14 protein-coding genes are annotated in these 22,338 nt (G+C 65.8%); 6 read left to right on the top strand and 8 right to left on the bottom strand.

Annotated elements, in window-relative coordinates; genetic code table 11:
* Window positions 1-45 precede the first annotated feature (45 nt).
* From JO391_RS14465 to JO391_RS14450, 4 genes are all read right to left on the bottom strand, one after another.
* Entirely contained in the window at window positions 46-966 is a 921-nt protein-coding gene (locus JO391_RS14465) for an esterase-like activity of phytase family protein (protein WP_220661157.1), read from the bottom strand.
* Complete coding sequence (mepA, locus tag JO391_RS14460) at window positions 939-1,835, bottom strand: penicillin-insensitive murein endopeptidase (protein WP_220661156.1); 897 nt, start codon at window positions 1,833-1,835, stop codon at window positions 939-941. The genes JO391_RS14465 and mepA overlap by 28 nt, the downstream gene beginning before the upstream one ends.
* Window positions 1,832-3,196 (bottom strand): MFS transporter, encoded by a 1,365-nt coding sequence (locus JO391_RS14455; protein WP_220661155.1) that lies wholly within the window; start codon window positions 3,194-3,196, stop codon window positions 1,832-1,834. Before JO391_RS14455 ends, mepA begins: the two co-directional genes overlap by 4 nt.
* A gap of 71 nt (window positions 3,197-3,267) precedes the next feature.
* Window positions 3,268-3,798: an acyl-CoA thioesterase gene (locus JO391_RS14450; RefSeq protein ID WP_220661154.1), complete on the bottom strand. Its 531-nt coding sequence runs from the start codon at window positions 3,796-3,798 to the stop codon at window positions 3,268-3,270.
* Window positions 3,799-3,944: 146 nt separating this feature from the next.
* On the opposite strand from JO391_RS14450, the gene JO391_RS14445 reads away from it, so the two are divergent.
* Genes JO391_RS14445 through yaaA form a run of 3 tightly spaced genes read left to right on the top strand, consistent with a single transcriptional unit; the run spans window position 3,945 to window position 7,153 of the window.
* On the top strand, window positions 3,945-4,223 hold the full coding sequence (locus JO391_RS14445; protein ID WP_220661153.1) for a YggT family protein: 279 nt from the start codon (window positions 3,945-3,947) through the stop codon (window positions 4,221-4,223).
* 50 nt (window positions 4,224-4,273) lie between these two features.
* Window positions 4,274-6,340: a DNA helicase RecQ gene (gene recQ, locus JO391_RS14440; RefSeq protein ID WP_220661152.1), complete on the top strand. Its 2,067-nt coding sequence runs from the start codon at window positions 4,274-4,276 to the stop codon at window positions 6,338-6,340.
* Window positions 6,341-6,364: 24 nt separating this feature from the next.
* On the top strand, window positions 6,365-7,153 hold the full coding sequence (yaaA, locus tag JO391_RS14435) for a peroxide stress protein YaaA (protein WP_220661151.1): 789 nt from the start codon (window positions 6,365-6,367) through the stop codon (window positions 7,151-7,153).
* A gap of 7 nt (window positions 7,154-7,160) precedes the next feature.
* On the opposite strand, the gene JO391_RS14430 is transcribed toward yaaA, so the two are convergent.
* Entirely contained in the window at window positions 7,161-9,716 is a 2,556-nt protein-coding gene (locus JO391_RS14430) for a hybrid sensor histidine kinase/response regulator (RefSeq protein WP_220661150.1), read from the bottom strand.
* Window positions 9,717-9,895: 179 nt separating this feature from the next.
* Here JO391_RS14430 and JO391_RS14425 point away from each other — a divergent pair, with 179 nt between their 5' ends.
* Together JO391_RS14425 and pbpC are read left to right on the top strand one after the other, a co-directional pair.
* Complete coding sequence (locus JO391_RS14425) at window positions 9,896-15,346, top strand: alpha-2-macroglobulin family protein (protein ID WP_445738808.1); 5,451 nt, start codon at window positions 9,896-9,898, stop codon at window positions 15,344-15,346.
* 1 nt (window position 15,347) lies between these two features.
* Window positions 15,348-17,387, top strand: coding sequence for a penicillin-binding protein 1C (pbpC, locus tag JO391_RS14420; RefSeq protein ID WP_220661149.1), 2,040 nt, complete (start codon window positions 15,348-15,350; stop codon window positions 17,385-17,387).
* 1 nt (window position 17,388) lies between these two features.
* On the opposite strand, the gene bktB is transcribed toward pbpC, so the two are convergent.
* A complete protein-coding gene (gene bktB, locus JO391_RS14415) occupies window positions 17,389-18,561 on the bottom strand; it encodes a beta-ketothiolase BktB (protein WP_220661148.1) in 1,173 nt (390 codons plus the stop codon).
* A gap of 134 nt (window positions 18,562-18,695) precedes the next feature.
* Between bktB and JO391_RS14410 the strand changes: the two genes are divergently transcribed.
* Window positions 18,696-19,808: an MFS transporter gene (locus JO391_RS14410; protein WP_220661147.1), complete on the top strand. Its 1,113-nt coding sequence runs from the start codon at window positions 18,696-18,698 to the stop codon at window positions 19,806-19,808.
* A 3-nt stretch (window positions 19,809-19,811) separates the two neighbouring features.
* Here the strand turns inward: JO391_RS14410 and JO391_RS14405 are convergent, their stop codons facing one another.
* Window positions 19,812-20,540 (bottom strand): metallophosphoesterase, encoded by a 729-nt coding sequence (locus tag JO391_RS14405; protein WP_220661146.1) that lies wholly within the window; start codon window positions 20,538-20,540, stop codon window positions 19,812-19,814.
* Between the two features lie 152 nt (window positions 20,541-20,692).
* Window positions 20,693-22,288, bottom strand: coding sequence for a phosphoglycerate dehydrogenase (gene serA, locus JO391_RS14400; RefSeq protein ID WP_220661145.1), 1,596 nt, complete (start codon window positions 22,286-22,288; stop codon window positions 20,693-20,695).
* Between the last annotated feature and the right edge of the window lie 50 nt (window positions 22,289-22,338).

Genomic DNA, 22,338 nt, shown 5'->3' with positions numbered 1-22,338 from the left:
GATCATCGGGGACGGCGCGGCGCATAGGCCCTGGCGCGGTGGCTGTCAACCGGCGGGTGCGGGAGACTTTGGGGCAGCAAGGCTGTATTCGACGATTTCGCCCCGCTGCCAGGGCAGGAAGTTGTCATCCGAGATCATGGTCAGGCGCAGGCGGCCCTGTGCATCGGCCCAGGCGGCGATGCCTTCGAGATTGTCATGAAAGCCGGTAGGGCTTTGCATGACCGTTTCGATACCGGCTAGGGAGCCGTCCCGGTTCAGCGTGAGTGCGCGGACGCGGCTGGAAAAGCCGGGAATGCCGTGGAATTGACGCTCCAATATGTAGAGCCGGCCGTCCGGGCCGAAGTCGGCGCCGACCGGCAGGAAGGCTCCGTCGCGGGGCAGATGGAAGGCTACAGTCCATGCGCCCCCGGAAAAGCGGTAGGCGGGGAACCCGACCGTGTCTGCGACGTCTTCGGGCAGTGTGAAAAGTTGCCCCTTGGCGTCGACCGCGAGCGCCTCGAGTGCCGCGTTCTTCCGCAGGCGGCTGAAGGCCGGCGGAGTGGGCAGGTTTTCGGCAGAGCCTTCAAGATCTTCATAGCGAAGGACACGGGGCACCCCTTCCAGCGAGACATAGGCTGTGCCGCTTTCCGTGATGGCCAGCCCTTCGCTGTCGCCCCGACCGGGCGCAAGCGGGGCCTCGCCCTTGCCACGCAACGGCTGCATCGGATCGAGCTGCACGGCGGTGATGTGGCCATCGCCGTCGCGGTCGATCTGGCCGGTGACAAAGCGGGTGCGGTCGGACAGGGCCGTGAAGCGGGTTCCGTCGTCGCTGATCTCGATTGCCGAGAGACCGCCGAACGCCGGGTCGTCGGATTGCAGCGAGAATGACGAAAGGAACCCCTCAGGCGGCGGAATCGCCGCGCTGGATTCAAGCGCCAGGGCCAGCAGGAGCCCTGCGGTCAATCCGAGGCGAGTACGGAGCGGCATTGCTTTGGCAGGTCGGCGAGGGTGTAGTCCTGGGTGCCCTTCTTCTTCTTTGCGGGCGCTTTCGGTTTCTTTTCGGCCTTGGGCGGGTTCAGGTAGTCGGTCACCCACCACATCAGGGTTTCATCGCAGCCGTTGCCGCCGTTCGACAGGTCGGCGACCGTGGGTTTTTGCGTTTCGCACAGGGAGGCGCCCTTGGGGCATTTCAGCCGCACGTGGAAATGCGCGTCGTGCCCGGCTTCGGGGCGAATCTTCTGGAGCCACTTCTTGTCGGAGGGTTTGGCGGTGCGGCAGAGCTCGATCTTCACTGCCGCGGCCACGAAGATGCGGTCCACACGCGGGTCGGAGGCGGCCATTTCCAGCACCTGTGCGTGCGACGGTGTCCAGTTGCCGTTGATGGATCGCTGATCTTCGGTCCGGACCGAGATCGAGGAGATCTTTTCACGCTGAGCGCGGGACAAACCGAGGTCCGATGGCGGCAGCATCCAGATATCGGCATCCAGCCCGATCTGGTGGCTTTTGTGGCCGCTTTTTGCGGGGCCGCCGCGCGGCTGGCTGATGTCGCCGATGTAGAGCCCGCGCCAGCCGGCGGCCTGCACCTTCTGGCTGAGGTCTTCGAGATAGTCGATCATCACCGGCTGGCCCCAGTTGCGGTTGCGCGAAAGGCGCATGGCCTGCCAGGTGGGTCCGGTTTCGGGGAGAGCCATCAGGCCCGCGCCGCAGCCCTTGGCATAGGTGCCGATGGGCATTGATGGCTGGTTCGACGGCAGCTCCACCGCGCCGAACAGGGCGGTCGCCTTCGGCTCATCGGCCAAAGCCGGGGTGGCACAGAGGAAGAGCGCCGCCAGAAGGGCGTGAAGCTGCCGTGTCATTTTCCTGCCTGATCGCCTTTTGGTTGGACCCAGATTAGCAGAACGAGGCCGATCAGGAACAGCAGGATCAGGGGGGAAATCCCGATGCGCTGACTGCCGCTTGCCGATGAGGCGATGGCGATGGCAAAGGGCGCTATGAAGGCGGTGGCCTTGCCGGACAGGGCGTAAAGCCCGAACGCCTCGGCCGAGCGGTCGGCGGTGGTGTGGAAGACCATCATGGTGCGCGAGGCGGCCTGGATCGTGCCCCCTGCGGCCCCGATCAGGGCGCCGCAGATGTAGAACAGGATGTCGGGGGTGCTGGAGCCTTCGGCAAAGGGGATGCCGAAGATGGAAGTGCGGTCCATGCCGATGATCACGAGGCAAACGACGATCAGTACCCAGGCCGAGGCGACGATCACCGGTTTTGGCCCGCGGCTGCTGTCGATATGCCCGCCCGCCCAGGTGGCCAGCGCGGCGGTAAGGGCGCCAACAATGCCGAAGACGCCGATCTGCTTCACCGACCAGCCCAGTACACCCGAGGCGTAGACGCCGCCAAAGGCGTAAAGCGCATTGAGCGCGTCACGGTAGAACATCGAGGCGCCGAGGAAGGCAAAGAGGCTGGGGCGTTTCGGCAGGCTGCTGATGAACCCGGCCAGCCGGCGCAGCGATTGGGCCACGGGCACGCGCGGGGCGCGGTGGTTTGGTTCACGGACCCAGAGGAAGAACGGGATCATGAAGACGATGTACCAGATCGCCGTGAAGGGGCCGACGGCGCGTGTGCCTTCGCGCAGCGCCGGGTCGAGCCCGAAGGCCGGGGCAAGGCCAACCAGCGTCTTGCCAGTGCTGTTTTCCACGAAGAACACCAGCATGAGGATCAGCGACAGGATGCCACCGGCATAGCCGAAGGCGAAGCCGGTACCCGAGACCTTGCCCATGTTCTCGGGCCCGGTCAGGTCTGGCATCAGGGCGTTGGTGAAGATGGTGGCGAATTCCATCCCGATCAGGCCGATCGCGAACCAGATGAGCACGGTCGCGGGCGCCGAGGCATCTGGCATCAGCGTCCAGAGCATGAAGGACCCGGCGACGTAGAACACCGAGAAGAGCCAGATCCAGGCGATGCGGCGGCCCGATCCATCGGCGACGGCACCGAGGAAGGGGGCAAGGCAGGCGATGACGATGCCCGAAATGGTCTGTCCCCAGCCCCAGAGGGCCTGGGCCTCGGCCGCAGCGACAGAGGGCGCGTGGCCGACGGAGGCGAAATGGGCGCGGGCGACCTCGGCAAAATAGGGGGCGAAAACGAAGGTGAGGACGAGTGTGGAATAGGGCTGGCTGGCCCAATCGAAGAAATACCAGCCCCAGATCCGCTTGCGCGCGCTTGTCATGACTGCCCTCGTTTTCCGCCATCAAGCCTGATGCCGGCCCGGCTGGCAAGCCACGCAAGCGTGACGTGGCCTCAGCGGGCGGGGGGCCATGGTCTTTGAGCCTCTGCTGCGATCCAGGCTGCGACCCAATCGGGCAGGGCGGGGCTTTCGCCCTGATGACCCATGGCGGCCATCAAGCGTTCAGGCGGCACGATTCCGGCGGCCGAGGTCACCGCGCCGCGCACAATCTGCTGCGAGGTGCAGTCGGCGCCTTTCCACATGCTTTGTTCGACGTAGAGGAAACGGCTGTCCCACGCGATGCAGCGGCTGACGATCTGGACGCGGTCGAAGGCCTTGACCCGGCGGCGGTACCGCACGGTATTGCCGGCGACCGTCATGCCCCAGCCCATCTTCTTGAGCGCCGCATGCAGGCCAGTCCGCTCGCCCAGGGGAATCCGCCCCAGATCATACAGCGTCAGCGTGCGACCGTTGTTGAGCTCGACCCAGGGGTCAAGGTCCCAGGGCCAGCAGATGTGGGTTGAGTAGTGCGTGCCAAGGGCGGGAAGGGGCGGCAGCTTGCGCGCCTCGCGGACCTGCCAGAAAAGTCGGACAAAGGGATACATCGGACCTCGCGCCTCTGGCCCATGGCTGCCCGCGCTGCGCCGCGGCGTCAAGCGGAACGCGGCGGCAGATCGACATGGTTGCCCTTGGCGGCCCGGAAAGCTACCTGTGGCAGCGACCTGACCGTGACATGCAGCAAAGGTGCCCGATGACGTCGCTTGCCCAGATCCTGCTTCTGCTTCTGAACATCGCGCAGTTCATTATCATCGTGCATGTGATTGCCAGCTGGCTGATCAATTTCCAGGTGCTGAACCTGCGCCAGCCCTTCGTGGCCCAGCTGTGGCAGGGGCTGAACGTGATGGTTGAACCTGTCTATTCGCGCATCAGACGGTTCCTGCCGCCGATGGCGGGCATCGATCTGGCGCCGCTTGTCGCGCTGATCGCGGTCTATGCGCTGCAGCGCATCATCATCAACAACATGTACTAGGGCGCGGTAGGGCGGTTGATCCTGTTCCAACCTCGCACCATTCGGACCTGATGGACGCCAGACAGCCTGCCGCCGATGACCGCCACGCGCTTCTGGCGCGCGTGTTTGGCTTTGGAGCCTTCCGCCCCGGTCAGGAGGAGATCGTCGCCGAGGTGGCCGCGGGGCGGAATGTGCTGGCGATCATGCCCACGGGCGGGGGCAAGTCGCTGTGCTATCAGTTGCCGGCATTGATGCGGCCGGGGCTGACTTTGGTGGTCTCGCCGCTGATCGCGCTGATGCGCGACCAGGTGCGGGCCCTGCGCGCGGCGGGGGTGGAGGCGGCTGCCCTGACCTCGGGCAATACGGAGGCCGAGACGGAAGAGGTGTTTGTCGCCATCGACGAGGGGCGGCTGAAGCTTCTGTACATCGCGCCTGAACGTCTGGCTTCGGCCGCGACGCTGAACCTTCTGCGCCGCGCCGGGACGGTGGCGATTGCCGTGGACGAGGCGCATTGCGTGAGCCAGTGGGGCCACGACTTCCGCCCGGATTACCTGCGCATCGGCGAGTTGCGCCGCGTGTTGGGCGTGCCGCTGGCAGCCTTTACCGCTACGGCGGACGAGGAAACCCGGGCCGAGATCGTGGCACGACTGTTCGACGGCCAGCCACCGGCGACCTTCCTGCGCGGCTTCGACCGGCCGAACATCCACCTCGCCTTCGCTGTGAAGGATGGCCCGCGTGAGCAGATCCTGTCCTTTGCCGCCTCGCGGCGGGGTCAATCAGGCATTGTCTATTGCGGCACGCGCGCCAAGACCGAGACGCTCGCACAGGCCCTGTCGGATGCCGGTCATCCGGCGGTGGCCTATCATGCCGGTCTGGAGGCCGATCAGCGCCGCGAGGTGGAACTGCGGTTCCAGCAGGAAGACGGGCTGATCGTTGTGGCGACCGTGGCCTTCGGCATGGGCATCGACAAGCCTGATATCCGATGGGTTGCCCATGCCGACCTGCCGAAATCGATCGAGGGTTACTACCAGGAGATCGGCCGGGCCGGGCGCGACGGGGCTGCGGCCGAAACGCTGACGTTGTATGGCCCGGACGACATCCGGTTTCGCCGGACCCAGATCGACGAAGGCCTGGCCCCGCCCGAGCGCAAGGCGGCCGATCATGCGCGGCTGAACGCGCTTCTGGGGCTGGCCGAGGCGCAGGGATGCAGGCGTCAGGTATTGTTGGGATTCTTCGGCGAAGCGGCCGAGCCTTGTGGCAACTGCGACCTGTGCGACCGCCCGCCGGAGCTGTTCGATGCCACCGAACCCGTGCGCAAGGCACTGTCGGCGATCCTGCGAACGGGCGAATGGTTCGGGGCAGGGCATCTGACCGATATCCTGACTGGCAATGCCACCGCCAAGGTAACTGAGAAGGGCCACGACGGCCTGCCCACCTTTGGCGTGGGGCGCGACCTGTCCAAGGCGGCCTGGGGAGCGGTGTTCCGGCAGATGATGGGGCTTGACCTGGTGCGCCCCGATCCCGACCGCCACGGCGCCTTGCGCATGACAGACGCTGCCCGTCCGGTTTTGCGCGGCGAGCAGGCGGTTACGCTGCGGCGCGATACAGTGAGGGCAGCGGTGTCCCGTCCGATGGTGCGGGCGCTGGTGGGTGATGAGGATGCGCCGTTGCTGTCGGCGCTGAAGGCCAAGCGGCGTGCGTTGGCCGAGGCGCAGAATGTGCCGGCCTATGTCGTCTTCCCCGACCGCACGCTGATCGAGATGGCCGAGCGGCGACCGGCGAGCCTCGACGAGATGGCGCAGATCTCGGGTGTGGGGGCGAAGAAGCTGGAAAGCTATGGCCGGCTGTTCCTGGAGGTCATTCTGGGCGCGCCAGCGGTGGAATTGCATCCTGCCCGGATGCGGTTGGCAGGGCGGGCAGAAGGGGAGTTGTTCGACCGTCTGGCCGAGGCGCAGTTGCGCCTGCAGCGCGGCGAGGACGGCACGGAAAAGCCCTTGTCCTGCACGCACACCACGCTACGCCATATCGCGGAACGGCGGCCGGCGACGCTTGGGGACTTGGCCCGCATCCAGGGCATGGGTGAGATGAAGGTGGACCGTTTCGGGCAGGCCTTCCTGGACATCCTGCGCGACGCCTGAACCCGAAGCTGGAAGGAGACTGCCATGCTGACCGTGATCTCGCCCGCCAAGAAGCTGGACGAAACGGCGCGCGCGCGGCCCGAGGGGGTGGCGCTGTCCGACCCGGAGTTCGCGGCGCAGGCCTGGGAACTTGCAAAGCTGGCACGCGACCTTTCGGTCGACGACCTGCGGCGGCTGATGGACCTGTCAGAGCCCCTCGCCCGGCTGAACAAGGAGCGGTTCGCGGCGTTCCAGCGTCGCCCTGGTCCGGAACGGGTCTTCGCGGCGATGCATTGCTTTGCCGGCGACACTTATCAGGGGCTTGAGGCACGCACGATGTCGGCAGATGCCCGGCACCGCGCGGCGGGTCACCTGCGGATACTGTCGGGACTTTATGGCCTGTTGCGCCCCTTGGACGCGATCCAGCCCTATCGGCTGGAGATGGGGAGTAGGCTGGCCAATCCGAAAGGGGCGGACCTCTATGCCTTCTGGGGCGACCGGGTCGCGAAGGCGTTGAATCGTACCGCAGAGGCGGCGGGGACGGGGGTGCTGTTGAACTGCGCTTCGGTCGAGTACTTCACGGCGGCCGATCGCAAGGCGCTGAAACTGCGGGTGGTGACGCCCGTGTTCCTGGATGGCGAGGGAGATGCGGCCAAGGTCGTCAGCTTCTGGGCCAAGCGGGCGCGTGGTGCGATGGCGCGTTTTGTCATGGAGCACCATTTGACCGATCCGGCAGATCTGCGCGGTTTTGACACCGGCGGCTATGCCTGGGTTGCAGACCGGTCTACGCCCGATAGACCGGTCTTTCTTCGACAGGCGGCCGCGGCAGCCTGAGACCGGATCAGGTGCCGGTCTTCAGCTGCTCCTCTTCCTCCAGTTCGACGGGGCGCGCGTCGGGCGGGCAGAACTCGACCAGCGCGCTGCAGATGGCGCTCTTGCGCAGAGGCTTCGTCAGGTAGCGGTCGATTCCGGCGGCAAGGATGCCTTCGGCGTCGCCGTCCATGGCATGAGCCGTCAGCGCAACGATGGGCACATGAGAACCGCGGCTGGCTTCGGCGGCGCGGATGGCCCTTGTGGCTTCGCGACCGTCCATTTCCGGCATGGAGATGTCCATGAAGATCAGGTCGGGCCGCCAGCTCTGCCAGAGCTCGACTGCCTCACGGCCATTGCTGGCGAAGGCGAGGTCAATGTCGACATCACGTACCATCTTGCGGAAGACGAGCTGGTTGGTGCGGTTGTCCTCGGCTGCCAGAACGCGCATCGGGCGACGGCTGTCGGGCGGAGGGGGCGGCTCGACGGCGGTGGCGATGGCAGGCGCCCGAAGGGCTGAGAGTCGGCGATAAAGCTCCGAGCGGAGAAGCGGCTTTTGCAGGATCGCGGCGAAGTCGCCGGGGCCGTCGCGCAAGGCCGCCGGATTCGAGGACAGAAGCACCAGCGGCACAGCCAGGCCAGAGGCGCGGATTCGTTGCGCCAGCTGAACCCCATCCATTTCGGGCATGTCGTGGTCGGTCAGCACGACGTCGAAATCGGTGTCCTGTGCCAGTGCCGCCAGTGCCTCTGCCCCGGAGCGGCAGAGCGCAACGGAAATGCCACAGGGGGTAAGCTGCCGTTCCAGGATGGTGCGATTGATGAATTGGTCATCGACAACCATGACTCGTCTGATGTTCACCGGCGGACCGGGGCGGGCCTCCTCTTCTGCCACCGGCAGGTCGATGCGGAAGCCGAACACCGAGCCTTTGCCTGGCTCGCTGTCTACCCAGACGGTCCCCTCCATGCGCTCGATCAGACGTCGCGAGATGGCGAGGCCCAGACCCGTGCCTTCGAACTTGCGGTTCGTGGCGCTTTCGACCTGGTTGAACTCGCCAAAGATGTGATCAAGGTGTTCCGGGGCAATGCCGATTCCGGTGTCTTCGACGGTGACATGCAACCGGCGGATGCCCTCTTCGACTTCGAAGCCAACCACGCGCACCAGCACATGGCCGACATCGGTGAACTTCACTGCATTGCCCATCAGATTGGTCAGCACCTGCCGGATGCGGCCCTGGTCGCCGATGAATCGCGTGGGAAGGAAGATGTCGAAATCCACGGCAAGGTCGATGCCCTTCGCGCGGGCGCGCGGCTGCAGCAGCATCGCCACTTCGTGGATGGTGCGTTCCAGATCAAAGGGTTCCGGGTGAAGCGTCAGACGCTCGGCCTCGATCTTGGAGTAGTCGAGGATGTCGTTGATGATCGCAAGCAGCGCCTCGCCCGAGGAACGGATGGTTTCCGCGAACAGACGCTGATCTTCGGTCAGGTCGGTGTCGCACAGAAGTTCGGCCATGCCGACGACCCCGTTCATCGGCGTGCGGATTTCGTGGCTCATGTTGGCGAGGAAGGCGGATTTCGCGCGGTTTGCCGCCTCGGCCGCGCGACGGGCCTCCTCCAGCGCGACCTGTTGGTGCTTCTGTTCGGTAATGTCCACGCGCAGGCCGACGCGACCGCCATCGGGGGTGGGATGGTCCTGCACACGGATCCAGCGGCCATCGGCAAGCTGCTGCTCCTCTTCCCCGTCGGGGTTTCGATGCTTGGCGAGGCGTTCGGCGAGCCAGTCCTCCTCTCGTCCGAGGGCATCGGAATGCTGGCCGCGGGCAAGGCCGTAGCGCAGGATATCCTCGAACCGTGCTCCGGCGACCATGGCCGGAGCGGAGAGGGGATAAGTGTCCTTGTAGCGCTGGTTGCAGGTCAAGAGCCGTTCCTCCCTGTCAAAAAGCACGAATCCGTCCGGGATCGCCTCGATCGCGGCCCAGATCCGCATCTGTTCGGTGATGTCTATGGCAAGCGTCACGAGATCGCCGTCGCGCGTCCGGCGGTCGACAAAGCGCATCCAGGTGCCGTTTCGGAACGCCACGACCTGGGCGGCGATGTAGTCGTGGTCCAGTCGGTCCAGCATGGCGGCAACCCAGGCATCCGGCCCGGCGGCATCGGTATCTATCAGGCCTGAGGCGGCACCGAGGCGCAGCACTTCGGCATAAGTGATGCCGGGGGCGATGCCTTCGCCCCCAAAGCAAGCCATGTAGGCGCTGTTGGCTGTCACGAGGCGGAGATTTCGGTCGAAGACGGCAAATCCGTCGCGCAGGGCGTTGATCGAATCCCAGAGACGGCGTTCAGCCATCACGGCTGCGGTATGGGCGCGGTCAAGGTCGGTCAGATAGCGGGCATTCTGCCCCTTAAGGTGTTCGGCTTCGCTGACGGCTTCGCGCATGGCCTGGCGCTGTTCGACGATCTGGTCGGACAGGGACCGAGCGTGAAGAGCGAGTTTCTCGTTCGCCGCAAAGAGCTCGCGGCTTTTCTGTTCCAGAAGACGTTCCGCCGCCAAGCGCGCGCGCCTTTCGCGCGACAGACGTTCTGCGATGTCCATTCCGACCAATTCCTTGCCGTTTGCCCGGGCCTTCTGTCCCCGGCCTGTGCAGTCTGGTCCGAAGCGGTGAACCCGTGCTTAACGCCGTTGATGACAAGTGGGTTCTTTGCGCCGGAGTGCCCTTGCCAGCCCCTGTTCGGGCGTGACAGCATGACGGCGTTCCGGCGGGAGGTATTTCGATGCGCGGTCTTGTTTATGCCCTTCTGGGCGCCCTTGCCCTGCCTGTCCTGGCGCCGCCTGTCCTGGCAGAAGACCTGATACCGCCGCGTCGACTGGTGCTGACCGAGGGTGTTGACCTGCCTGGCGGCGATATCGCGAAGATCTTCGACACCACGCTGGATGCCTGCGAGCGCGCCTGCTTGGCCAACGCTCGCTGCGACGCTTTCACCTTCAACACGCGCAATGGGTCGTGCTTTCCGAAGTCCGGGCCGGGCGAAGGCACGGCCTATCAGGGCGCCTGGTCGGGCAGTGTGTTGACCGCAGATCCGGCAGTTTTGGCCGGTGCGGCGGAGCGGCGGGCCGAACTGACCTTTGTTGCCGACTGGGAAATCGCCAACATCCGCGCCGTCGCCGAGAATCTGGCCAATGAACATGCCACCAACGGCTGGACGGTCCAGGAGCTGATCGATTCGGCGAACCAGGCAGAGGCGCAGGGAGACGTTCTTGGCGCGAGCCGTTTCGTCGGTGCTGCGCTGAACATGACCGATTCGGCCGAGGGCTGGGAGGATTATTCCCGTCTGCTGCTGGCAGCAGGGCAGACGAACGATCCCAACGCCCGGGCCCTGCGTGAGCGCGCCTACTTCGCTGCTGTGAATGCCTATCTGCGGGCGCAGTCGCCTGCGCTGCGTCATTCGATCCTGGTGACGATGGGCAGCGCCCTGGAGGGCATCGACCGGGGCGCGGATACGGTGCGCGCCTATCGCTTGGCGCAGCAGCTGCAGCCGCGTGACGATACGGCGGCGCTTCTGGCGGATGCCGCGGGCAAGTATGGCTTCCGCATCGTCGAAACGCTGGTCGAGGCCGACAGTGCCCGCCCACGCGTCTGCGTCTCATTTTCGGATGATCTGGTGCGCAGCGGGGTTGATTACGAAAGCTTCGTGCAGCTTCCCGAACCCGACCTGACCGTAAGTTCGGACGGCTGGCGGCAACTTTGCGTGCAGGGCGTGGCGCATGGGCAGCGTGTGACGTTGACCTTCCGCGAAGGGCTGCCGGCTGCCGATGGCCAGGTGCTCGCCGCCGACGTGCCGATCACCCAGTATATCCGTGACCGTAGCCCCGGTGTGCGCTTCCCCGGACGATCCTATGTGCTGCCGCGCGCCGGTGGAGCCGCGATTCCCGTACAAACGGTGAATGCCACCACGCTCGACCTCACGCTTTATCGGGTGACAGACCGCAACCTGCTGCGCGCCATCCAGAACCAGTACTTCGGCTCGCCCATGCAGGACTGGCAAGAGGGCTATTTCTCGACCGAGATGGGCGAGGAAGTGTGGTCCGGCACGGCCACTGTGACGCAGGAGGTGAACAAGGATGTCACAACGCGCCTGCCGATGGAGGAGGCGCTGAAGGGCCAGACGGCCGGCATCTTCGTGATCCGCGCCAGTGTGCCGGGAGTGGACCCATATGTCTCTCCCCCCGGCTGGCAGTGGTTCGTGGCGTCGGACCTTGGGATTACCACGCTTTCGGGCGTGGATGGGCTGACCGTGGCCGTGCGCTCGCTTGGCACCGCCGGTCCGAAGCCCGGGGCGAAGGTGGAACTGCTGAATGCGGCAAATGCCATTCTTGGCACGGCAACCACCGATGACCAGGGTGTTGCACGATTCGATGCCGGGCTGACGCGCGGCACGGGGGCTTCCTCTGCAGCGATGGTCGTCGTACGCGATGGAGAGAACGACATCTCGTTCCTTTCCCTCACCGATCCGGAATTCGACCTGTCCGACCGCGGAGTCGAGGGGCGCGAACCCGCGCCGCCGGTGGATGTCTTCCTGACCACCGACCGTGGCGCCTATCGGGCGGGTGAGATCGTCCACGCCACCGCCCTGTCGCGCGACACCGAGGCCGCCGCGATCACCGGCTTGCCGCTGACCGCGGTGCTGACCCGTCCTGACGGCGTGGAATATTCGCGCGCGATGGCCCCCGATGCGGGGCAGGGCGGGCATGTCTTTGATTTGCCCATCGCCGGTTCCGCCCCGCGCGGGGTCTGGCGGATGGAGGTCTTTGCCGATGTCGATGCGGCTGCGCTGGCCTCGACCACTTTCCTGGTCGAGGATTTCCTGCCCGAGCGGATCGATTTCACCGCCTCGCTGCCAGATGCGCCGCTGATGCTGGGCGATACGCCCGATCTGACCATCCAGGCGAAATACCTGTTCGGGGCGCCCGGCGCAGACCTTGCCATCGAGGGCGAGGTGCTGCTGCGCGCGGCGCAGGCCCTGGAGAAGTGGCCCGGCTATGTGTTCGGTCGCCAAGACGAGCCCTTCAGTGCCGTGCTGGAGCCCTTCGGCGGTGAGCGGACCGACGCGGCGGGCGAGGCCGTGTTCCCGATCGCACTCCCGCAAGTCGCCGATCCGATGCGTCCGCTTGAGGCGCGTGTCACGGTGCGCGTGGCCGAAGGGTCGGGCCGCCCGGTCGAACGCCGGATCACGCGGCTTCTGTCGCCGTCCGCGCCGGTGATCGGCGTGAAGCCGATGTTCAGCGACGTCGTGCCGGAAGGCGACGATGCCCGGTTCTCGCTGATTGGCGTTGGTGCGGGCGAGGCAGCGTCACCCATGGCGGTGCAGTGGACAGTCACACGCATCGAGACGCAGTACCAATGGTACCAGAGCTATGGCAACTGGTACTGGGAGCCGGTCGTCACACGAAAGCGCGTGGCCGAGGGCACGGCCGACCTTGGCGCACAGCCAGTGGAGATTTCTGCGCCGGTGCAATGGGGTGAATACGAGATCGCTGTGGAGCGCACCGATGGTAGCGAGGCGGCGACCTCGACCACCTTCTACGCCGGCTGGTACGCGCCGGCCGATACTTCGACAACGCCGGACACGCTGGACCTTTCCTTGGACAAGCCGGCCTACAAGCCGGGCGAGACCGCGCAACTGCGCATCGTGCCGCGCGCAGCGGGCACGGCGCTGATTGCCGTGCTGTCGAACCGCGTCATCGAGATGAAGGCGGTCGAGGTCAAAGAGGGTGAGAACCTCATCCCACTGAGCGTGACCGACGACTGGGGTGCGGGGGTCTATGTGACGGCTTCGGTGCTGCGTCCTATGGACGTGGCCGCCGGGCGCAACCCGGCGCGGGCCCTGGGACTTGCCTATGCTGCGATCGACCCTGGCACGCGGGCATTGCAGGCCACGGTCGAGGCTCCTGCCGAGGCCGACCCGCGTGGCCCGCTGCCTGTCGCGGTCAAGGTGGAGGGACTTGAGGCTGGCGACACGGCGTTTGTGACCATCGCCGCGGTGGACCAAGGCATCCTGAACCTGACCGGCTTCAAGGCGCCGGATCCGCAGGCCTGGTATTTTGGCCAGCGTAAGCTGGGTGTCGGCATCCGGGATATCTACGGCCGGCTGATCGACCCGTTGAACGGGGCCGAGGGTACCGTGCGCTCGGGCGGCGATGCCGGGGCTCAGGCACGGCTGCAGGCCCCACCGCCCACCGAAGAACTGGTCGCCTATTTCGCCGGTCCCCTGGAGGTCGGCGCGGATGGATATGCGCGAACCACGTTTGATCTGCCGGCCTTCAACGGCACGGTGAAGGTCATGGCGGTCGCCTGGTCCAAGCGCGGCGTGGGTCAGGCCAATGCCGATGTGCTGGTACGCGACCCGGTGGTCGTAACGGCCTCGGTGCCCCGGTTCCTTGCGCCTGGCGACAGTTCGCGGCTGCTGCTGGAGGTTGTCCATGCCACCGGCCCCTCTGGCCGCATGGGGCTGGACGTTTCGTCCGATGGTCTGACGCTCGGTCCGGGGCCATCGGGGTTTGACCTTGCCGAAAAGGCCAAGGCCACGTTCCAGATTCCGATCACGGCGGGCGCCGTCGGCAACCAGACCATCCGCGTGGCCTTGACCACGCCGGATGGAAAACAGCTGACCAAGACACTGACCATTCCGGTGCAGGTAAACGATCCGGAGATTGCCCGTGTCACCCGGCTGGACCTCGCCAAGGGGCAAAGCTTCACCTTCGACCAGAACGCTTTTGCCGGAATGATGCCCGGAACCGGAAAGGCGGTCCTGGCGGTGGGACCCATCGCGCGGCTGAATGCGCCTGGGATATTGGCTGCATTGGACCGTTATCCCTATGGCTGCACCGAGCAGATGACCTCAAAGGCGCTGCCGCTCCTGACCTATGACCAGATCGCCGAGGCAATGGACCTGGCGTCTGCCGAGGGCATCCAGGCCCGTGTTCAGGAGGCGATCACGGAAATCCTGATGAACCAGGGGGCCGAGGGTGGCTTTGGCCTTTGGGCGCCCGGATCGGGCGATTTCTGGCTGGACAGCTTTGTCACCGACTTCCTCAGCCGGGCAAAGGTGCGCGGCTACGAGGTGCCTGATCTTGCCTTCCGCAACGCCTTGTCGAACCTGCGCAACCAGGTGAACTATGCGCCGGATTTCGATGCCTCGACGAACGATGCCGGCGCCGCCTTGGCCTATGCCTTGATGGTCCTGGCGCGGGAAGGCGCGGCGGCGGTGGGCGACCTGCGCTATTATGCCGACGTGAAGGGCGACGATTTCGGGACGGCGCTGGCACAGGCACAGCTTGGGGCCGCCCTGGCCGCCTATGGCGACCAGACACGCGCGGACGCGATGTTCCGCAAAGCGGCGGCAAAGCTGAACGCCCAGGCGGCGCCGGAAACCGAGCAAATCTTCCGCGCCGACTTTGGGACCTATCAGCGCGATGCTGCCGGTGTACTGGCCCTTGCGGCAGAAGCCGGGTCCAAGGCGGTGGACGTGAACGCCCTGACCGACCGACTGGCCGGGCGCACCACGGGTCTGTCCACTCAGGAGGCTACCTGGATGCTTCAGGCGGCCTCGGCACTGATCGACGGGCCAGGAGCAGAGGGGCTGACGATGGACGGCCAACCGCTGACCGGGCCGCTGGTCAAGGTGATGGATGCGGCCACCGTGACCCCCGTCGTGGTGAAGAATGATGGAGCCGACACCATACTGACCGTCACCGCCTATGGGATCCCTACCGAGCCAGAGCCAGCAGGCGGCAATGGCTATGGCATCGCGCGCAGCTACTACACACTGGAGGGAACCGAGACGACGCTTGACCAGGTGAAGGTCGGAGACCGGCTGGTGGTGGTGCTCGACGTCACCCCATTCGCAAGCGGCGAGGGTCGGCTGATGGTGACCGACCCGCTGCCGGCCGGGTTCGAGATCGACAACCCGAACCTGCTGGCGTCGGGGGCGATCTCGGCGCTGGACTGGCTCAGTCCGGAAACGGCGGTCTCACATGCCGAGTTCCGGCAGGACCGCTTCATGGCCGCGCTGGACCGGTTCGACGCCACGCCGTTCCAGCTGGCCTACATCGTCCGCGCCATTTCGCCCGGCACCTTCCACCACCCGGCCGCCTCGGTCGAGGACATGTATCGTCCCGATTTCCGCGGCCGCTCGGATGCGGGAACGGTGACGATCGGCGAGTGAGATGCGCGCGCGCCTGATCTTCTCTGTGGCGGCGGGGCTGTTCCTCGCCGCCTTTGCGCGCGACAGGGCCGACCTTTGGATCGACTTCACTGTGCTGCCGCCCCTTGCGCTGGAGACTTCCACCGAGGTCCGCGCCCGCGACGGGACACTGCTTCGTGCCTACACCGTGGCTGACGGGCGCTGGCGGCTGGCGACCGACAGCGGCTCGGTGGATCCGGCCTATGTCACCATGCTGGTCGATTATGAAGACGGACGGTTCTACAGCCATCCCGGCGTCGATCCTCTGTCGCTGATCCGGGCGGCGGGGCAGGCCGCCTGGAACGGTCGCGTGGTTTCCGGGGGATCGACCCTGACCATGCAGGTGGCGCGCCTGCTGGAGGACAGCGGTACCGGACAGATGACCGGCAAACTGCGCCAGATGCGTGTCGCGCTGGCGTTGGAGCGGCGTCTGACCAAGGATCAGATTCTTGGCCTCTACCTGCATCTCGCCCCGTTCGGTGGCAACCTTGAAGGCGTGCGGGCGGCCAGTTTCGCCTATTTCGGCAAGGAGCCACGCCGGCTTACCCCGGCAGAGGCGGCGCTTCTGGTGGCCATTCCCCAAGCGCCGGAATCCCGCCGCCCAGACCGCAGCCTGGCCGCCGCCCATGCCGCGCGCGACCGCGTGCTGGCCCGCGCCACACGCGACGGCATCCTGGATGCCGACGAGGCTAGGGCGGCGCTGACCGAGCCTGTGCCGGCCGCGCGGAAGGCCTTTCCTCTCTTCGCACCCCATCTGGCGGACCGCCTGACGGCGGCGGCGCCGGCCAAGCACTTGCACATGACCACGCTGGACGCTGTCCTGCAGGCCAGCCTCGAACAACTGGCCACACAGACAGTCTCCGCTTCGGGCGAACGCCTGCAGGTTGCCATCGTCGCGGCCGACCACAAGACCGGAGAGCTGCTCGCCTCCGTCGGCTCGGCCGGTTATCAGGCCGATGCCCGCCAGGGCTTTGTGGACATGGCGGTTGCGTTGCGTTCGCCCGGATCGACGTTGAAGCCGCTGATCTATGGCCTTGCATTTTCAGAGGGCCTGGCCCATCCCGAGACTCTGTTGGAGGACCGCCCGACCAGTTTCAACGGCTATGCGCCGCAGAACTTTGACAAGACCTGGCACGGCACGATCCGCGCGCGCGAGGCCCTGCAGCAATCGTTGAACCTGCCGGTGGTGGCGCTGCTGGATGCGCTTGGACCTGCCAGGCTTCTGGTGGCACTGGATCGCGCAGGCGCGACCGCCGTCGTGCCGGGCGACCAGCCGGGACTGGCCACCGCACTTGGTGGCCTTGGGATCTCGCTGACCGACATGGTGCAGATCTATGCGGCCATTGCGCGGGGCGGGGTGTCCCTTCCCCTTACTGCAGAACTTGATGGGGCCCGAAGCGAGGGTCAGCGCCTGATGACACCCGCCGCTGCCTGGCAGGTGGGCGACGTTTTGGCAGGCCTGCCACCGCCGCCCGGCGCCCCGCAGAACCGGCTCGCCTACAAGACAGGCACGTCCTACGGCCACCGCGATGCCTGGGCCATCGGCTTTGACGGAAGGCATGTGATCGGGATCTGGCTGGGCCGGGCCGATGGCACGCCCGTGCCCGGCGCCTTTGGTGCCGATCTTGCCGCTCCCGTACTGTTTCAGGCGTTCGGTCGGCTGAAGCCGGCATTGGACCCGCGGCCACCGGCTCCTGCGGATACTCTCCTGGTTGCCAATGCCGCGCTTCCGCAGCCACTGCGCCATTTCCGCCCGCGCGGTGCCGCGCTGGATGCGCCGGCGGATGCACCTGCGGTCACTTTCCCGCCAGACGGAGCCGAGGTCGAACTGCTGGCAGGGGCGCTGAAGGTGAAGGTGCAGGGCGGTACGGCGCCCTTCACCTGGCTTGCCAACGGAGCGCCGGTTGTGACCGGCCTTTCGTCGCGCGAGGCCCTGCTGGATGTCCCCGGCCCCGGATTTGTGACGCTTTCGGTGATCGACGCAGAGGGCAGGTCGGCCCGCACGTCGGTGCGGCTGTGGTAGACTAGGCCCGCTCCAGCGCAAGCGCTATGCCCTGGCCGCCGCCAATGCACATGGTGACCAACGCGGTTCGGCCTCCGGTCCGGGCCAGTTCGTAAAGCGCCTTCACCACGAGGATCGCGCCGGTCGCCCCTACCGGATGACCAAGCGCGATGGCGCCGCCGTTCGGGTTCACACGGTCCGGGTCGAGGTCCAGCGCCCGGCTGACCGCAAGCGCCTGTGCGGCAAAAGCCTCATTCGATTCAACGACGTCAAAGTCTTGCGGCCTCATGCCCAGCCGTGCGCAAAGCGCGCGTACCGCAGGAATCGGGCCAAGACCCATGACCTTGGGGTCCACCCCGGCATGGGCATAGCCCACCACCCGGCCAAGCGCCTTTGCTTCTGGAACGGCGCGAGACCGCGCCAGTATGATCGCCGCCGCCCCATCGTTGATCCCACTGGCATTTCCGGCGGTGACCGTGCCGTCCTTCTGGAACGCCGGTTTCAGCGCGGCAAGGCCCTCGATTGTCGTGTGCTTCGGGTGCTCGTCCTGCGCAAAGACCACGGCCCCCTTGCGCCCGGCAACCTCGATCGGCGCGATCTGGTCCGCAAAGCGGCCGGCTGCAATGGCCTCTGCCGCCCGGCGCTGGCTTTTCAACGCGAAGGCATCCTGCTCTGCGCGGCTGATGCCATGGGCTGCGGCGACGTTCTCGGCTGTCACCCCCATATGCCCGGTGCCGAACGGGCAAGTCAGCGCGCCGGTCATCATGTCCAGCGCCCGCGCGTCGCCCATCTTCTGGCCCCACCGTGCCGCTGGCAGGACGTGGGGCGAGCGGCTCATCACTTCGGCCCCACCCGCCAAAGCCACGTCTGCATCGCCCAGCATCAGGCTTTGCACCGCCGAGACGACCGCCTGCACCCCCGACCCGCAGAGTCGGTTCACGTTCATTGAAGGGGCAGTTTCCGGGATCCCGGCTTCCATCGCGGCCACCCGGCTGAGGTACATGTCGCGCGGTTCGGTGTTTATCACATGGCCAAAGACCACATGGCCAACGCGGGCGGGGTCGATATCTGCCCGCTGAAGCGCGGCCCGTGCAACATGGGCGCCCAGCGTCGTTGGCGGCACCGAGGCCAGAGAGCCGCCGAAGCCGCCAATGGCTGTCCGCGCCGCGCCCAGGATCAGGATGTCGTCGCCCATGTCTTCCTCCACGTTGATGCTCGACTCCTAGCACGGCCCCATGCCGCATTTGCGGCTGACGCTGCGTCGCAGGGCGGGCGTTGACAGTGCCGCGGCCCCGGATGAAACCGGGGCGCCAGCCGAAGGACATATCCATGAAACATCTTCTCCGCGCCAACCTCGGATTGCTGATCGCCGGGGCCGCGACCTTCGTGCTGATGGGCGCCTCCCAGTCCTTGCTCGGATCGGCGCTGCCGGTGTTTGCCGAAAGCTTCTCGCTGACCAGAGCCCAGTCGGGTCTGCTGGTCTCTGCCTTCTGGATCGGCTGCGCCGCGTCGGTGGGGTTCATGTACCTGCGCGGTCAGGGCATTGGTCCGCGCCACGCCCTGACATTGATGGCCGCCGGAAGCGGTCTCATGGCGGTCGAGCCAGGCTGGATGCTGACGCTGGCGGGCGCCGCGGTCTTTGGTGCGGGCTACGGCATGGCGACAGTGGTGTTCAACCCACGCGTTCTGGCAGCTTTCGGACAGCACGGCACCGCGATGCTGTCCCTTCTGAATGCCACCTTTGGCATTGGCGCGATTGCAGCGCCGCTGATCTTCGTTGCACTTGACCAGGACCCACGGCTCGCCTTTGGGGCCAGCGCTGTCGCAGCCTTGGGGATCTGGCTGTTCGCGGGTACTTCCAAGGCAGGCGCCGCGGCAGCCCCCGGTACGCGCGGCCCGTTCCGCCCGCCTCTTGCCTATCTTCTGTTTGCCGTCTTCGGCATCGGGCTGGAGGCCAGCCTCGGTGGACTTGGCCCAATGGCCTTGATTGCGTCTGGAATTCCGCAGGCACACGCAGCCGAACTCTTGTCGGCCTTCTTCGTCGCCTTTCTGGGTGCACGAGTGGCCCTGATCTTCACCGCCCATCTGATCGAGCCATTTCGGCTCTACACCGGGGCGATGTGCTGTGCCGCCATCTTCGCGGCCGTTGCGTTCGTGGTCAGCCCTGCGGTCGGCTTCGTCGGGCTCGGTGCCTGTGCCGCACTATTCTTTCCCGGTTTCTACGTGGCTGCTTCGAAACGCATCGGGGACGATCCGCGCACGGCCCCCACCATCATCGCCGCTGGCCTCGTCGGCGGCATCTGCGCCCCGCCGATCCTGTCGGCCTTGATGCCGTTCTTCGGGCCGCGCGGGTTCTTCCTGCTGGTTCTCGTGCTTGCGGCCGCCACGGGAGCGGCGGCGCTTTTCGCTTCCCGCCGCCAGGCGTCGTCCACCCCCGTATGATCGTCAGGGCCGCAACGGAATGCGGCCGGTATCCGATAGGACGAACACGTCACGCCCCTCAATTGCGATGGCCGTCAGGGGCCCACCATAGGCGGCGCTGGAATCGATGTTGACGCGATTGCCATAGTGCGTGGGGGCGTCGATGGCGGTGTGTCCGTGCACGATCAGCGGGCCGTAGTCGCGGCTGTCCTCAAGGAAGGGGGACCGTATCCAGACGAGATCATCCTCTGTCTGCTCTTCGATCGGAATACCGGGGCGTATCCCGGCATGGACAAAGAGGATCTCGCCCTGCCTGTGCCAGGTGGGGCAATTGGTCAGGAACACAAGGTCGTCCTTCGCGACCTTTTCCACGGCCTCGACATGCACCTTCAGAACGGGCCGGTCCGATGCATTGGCAATGCCGTAGGACGCAAGCGTTGTGGCGCCGCCAAGGCGGGGATGGAGCCAGGAGTATTCACGGCGCAGGCCGGGGTCGTGGTCCCAGGGGTCGGCCATGAAACGGGTGAACATGCGGTCGTGATTGCCCTTCAGCACCACCCAGTCGCGCCCATCGTGGATTCCCCTGCGCAGGAATTCCACAACGCCGCGACTGTCCGGGCCGCGGTCGACAAGATCACCTAGGTGGACAATCGTGCCGGTTCCGTGCCGATCCATGTCTGCGGTGATCCGGTCATGGGCGGCCTTCAGAAGGCCAAGATGGCCGTGGACGTCGCCGATGGCATAGATAGGCATGAGACCTCCGTTCGCGCGGCGGCACCGTAGCGCCGCATTGCAGCAATGGCCAGTCCGGAACCCGCTTTGCGCAATCCGCGAATCCGGGCGCGCAAGAGAAGACGGCCCCGGCTTGACCCAGCCGGAGCCGTTGGGAATGAAGTCGGGCGGCCTCAGGCCACGTCGAATTCCAGCGCCTTCACCTGGCTGAACATGCCGGTCGACTCCAGCGTGTCGATCACCTTGGGGTCGATGGCCTGGTCGAGATAGAGGATGGCGATGGCATCCTGCCCCACGCCGGAACGACCAAGGGTAAAGTTGGCGATGTTCACGCCGTTCTTGCCCATGGTCATGCCCAGAAGACCGATGATGCCCGGAACGTCCTCGTTCGTCGTGTACAGCATGTGCTGGCCGATCTCGGCATCGATGTTGATGCCCTTGATCTGGATGAAGCGCGGCTTGCCATCCGAGAAACAGGTTCCGGCAATCGACCGCTCGCGTTTGTCCGTCACCATGGTGACCTTCACGTAAGCATCGAACACGCCGGTCTTTTCCTGCCGGGTGGTCGAAATGAGGATGCCGCGCTCCTTCGCCACCACGGGGGCAGAAACCAGGTTCACGTCGGGGTTCGAGGCCTTCATTACCCCGGCGATCACGGCCTGGTTCAGCGCCGGCAGATTCATCTCGGCGACCTTGCCGTCATAAAGGATGTTGATAGCGCGGATCGGCTCGTCCGTCATCTGGCCGATGAAGGCGCCCAGATGGCCGGCCAGCTTGATCCACGGCCCCATCACAGCGGCTTCCTCGGCGGTCACGTTCGGCATGTTCAACGCGTTCTGCACCGCGCCGGACAGAAGGTAGTCCGACATCTGCTCGGCCACCTGGAGCGCAACGTTCTCCTGCGCTTCCGTGGTCGAGGCGCCAAGGTGCGGCGTGCAGACGACGTTGGGCAGGTTGAACAACGGGTTCTCGGTCGCCGGCTCCAACTCGAACACATCCAGCGCCGCGCCGGCGACATGGCCAGAGTTGAGCGCCTCTACCAGTGCAGCTTCGTCGATCAGGCCACCACGGGCGCAGTTGATGATGCGCACGCCCTTCTTCGTCTTGGCCAGTGCCTCGCGGGACAGGATGTTGCGGGTTTTGTCGGTCAGCGGCACGTGCAGTGTGATGAAATCGGCCCTCTGCAACAGATCGTCCAGTTCCACCTTGGTGACGCCCAGTTGCTTTGCGCGCTCGTCCGACAGGAAGGGATCATAGGCGATGACCTTCATCTTCAGCCCGACCGCGCGGTCGCAGACGATGCCGCCGATGTTGCCCGCACCGATCACGCCAAGCGTCTTGTTGAACAGCTCGACGCCCATGAACTTGGACTTCTCCCACTTACCGGCGTGGGTCGAGGCATTGGCCTCCGGGATCTGCCGCGCCACCGCGAACATCATGGCGATGGCATGTTCGGCGGTGGTGATCGAGTTGCCGAACGGCGTGTTCATCACGATGACGCCGCGCTTCGACGCCGCCGGAATGTCCACGTTGTCCACGCCGATGCCGGCGCGGCCCACGACCTTCAGCTTGTCGGCACTTGCCAGCAGCTTTTCGGTGACCTTGGTGGCCGAACGGATGGCAAGGCCGTCATATTGGCCGATGATCTCGGCCAGCTTTTCCTTGTCCTTGCCGAGTTTCGGCATGTAGTCCACCTCGATCCCCCGGTCGCGGAAGATCTGGACGGCGGTTTCAGAGAGTTCGTCGGAGACGAGAACCTTGGGAGCCATGATTGGTCCTTTGAGATTAGTGCGCGCAAGCGCGCACCCTACGGGGGAGT

Source organism: Neotabrizicola shimadae (genome assembly GCF_019623905.1).
GTDB lineage: Bacteria > Pseudomonadota > Alphaproteobacteria > Rhodobacterales > Rhodobacteraceae > Neotabrizicola > Neotabrizicola shimadae.
The sequence above is the reverse complement of the archived record's forward strand: the minus strand, read 5'-3'. Positions and strand labels throughout refer to the sequence as shown.

Bases quoted from the DNA above. Each gene is read 5' to 3' on its own strand.
- JO391_RS14465 (WP_220661157.1), bottom strand. From the start codon at position 966: ATGCCGCTCCGTACTCGCCTCGGATTGACCGCAGGGCTCCTGCTGGCC.
- mepA (WP_220661156.1), bottom strand. From the start codon at position 1,835: ATGACACGGCAGCTTCACGCCCTTCTGGCGGCGCTCTTCCTCTGTGCC.
- JO391_RS14455 (WP_220661155.1), bottom strand. From the start codon at position 3,196: ATGACAAGCGCGCGCAAGCGGATCTGGGGCTGGTATTTCTTCGATTGG.
- JO391_RS14450 (WP_220661154.1), bottom strand. From the start codon at position 3,798: ATGTATCCCTTTGTCCGACTTTTCTGGCAGGTCCGCGAGGCGCGCAAG.
- JO391_RS14445 (WP_220661153.1), top strand. From the start codon at position 3,945: ATGACGTCGCTTGCCCAGATCCTGCTTCTGCTTCTGAACATCGCGCAG.
- recQ (WP_220661152.1), top strand. From the start codon at position 4,274: ATGGACGCCAGACAGCCTGCCGCCGATGACCGCCACGCGCTTCTGGCG.
- yaaA (WP_220661151.1), top strand. From the start codon at position 6,365: ATGCTGACCGTGATCTCGCCCGCCAAGAAGCTGGACGAAACGGCGCGC.
- JO391_RS14430 (WP_220661150.1), bottom strand. From the start codon at position 9,716: ATGGACATCGCAGAACGTCTGTCGCGCGAAAGGCGCGCGCGCTTGGCG.
- JO391_RS14425 (WP_445738808.1), top strand. From the start codon at position 9,896: ATGCGCGGTCTTGTTTATGCCCTTCTGGGCGCCCTTGCCCTGCCTGTC.
- pbpC (WP_220661149.1), top strand. From the start codon at position 15,348: ATGCGCGCGCGCCTGATCTTCTCTGTGGCGGCGGGGCTGTTCCTCGCC.
- bktB (WP_220661148.1), bottom strand. From the start codon at position 18,561: ATGGGCGACGACATCCTGATCCTGGGCGCGGCGCGGACAGCCATTGGC.
- JO391_RS14410 (WP_220661147.1), top strand. From the start codon at position 18,696: ATGAAACATCTTCTCCGCGCCAACCTCGGATTGCTGATCGCCGGGGCC.
- JO391_RS14405 (WP_220661146.1), bottom strand. From the start codon at position 20,540: ATGCCTATCTATGCCATCGGCGACGTCCACGGCCATCTTGGCCTTCTG.
- serA (WP_220661145.1), bottom strand. From the start codon at position 22,288: ATGGCTCCCAAGGTTCTCGTCTCCGACGAACTCTCTGAAACCGCCGTC.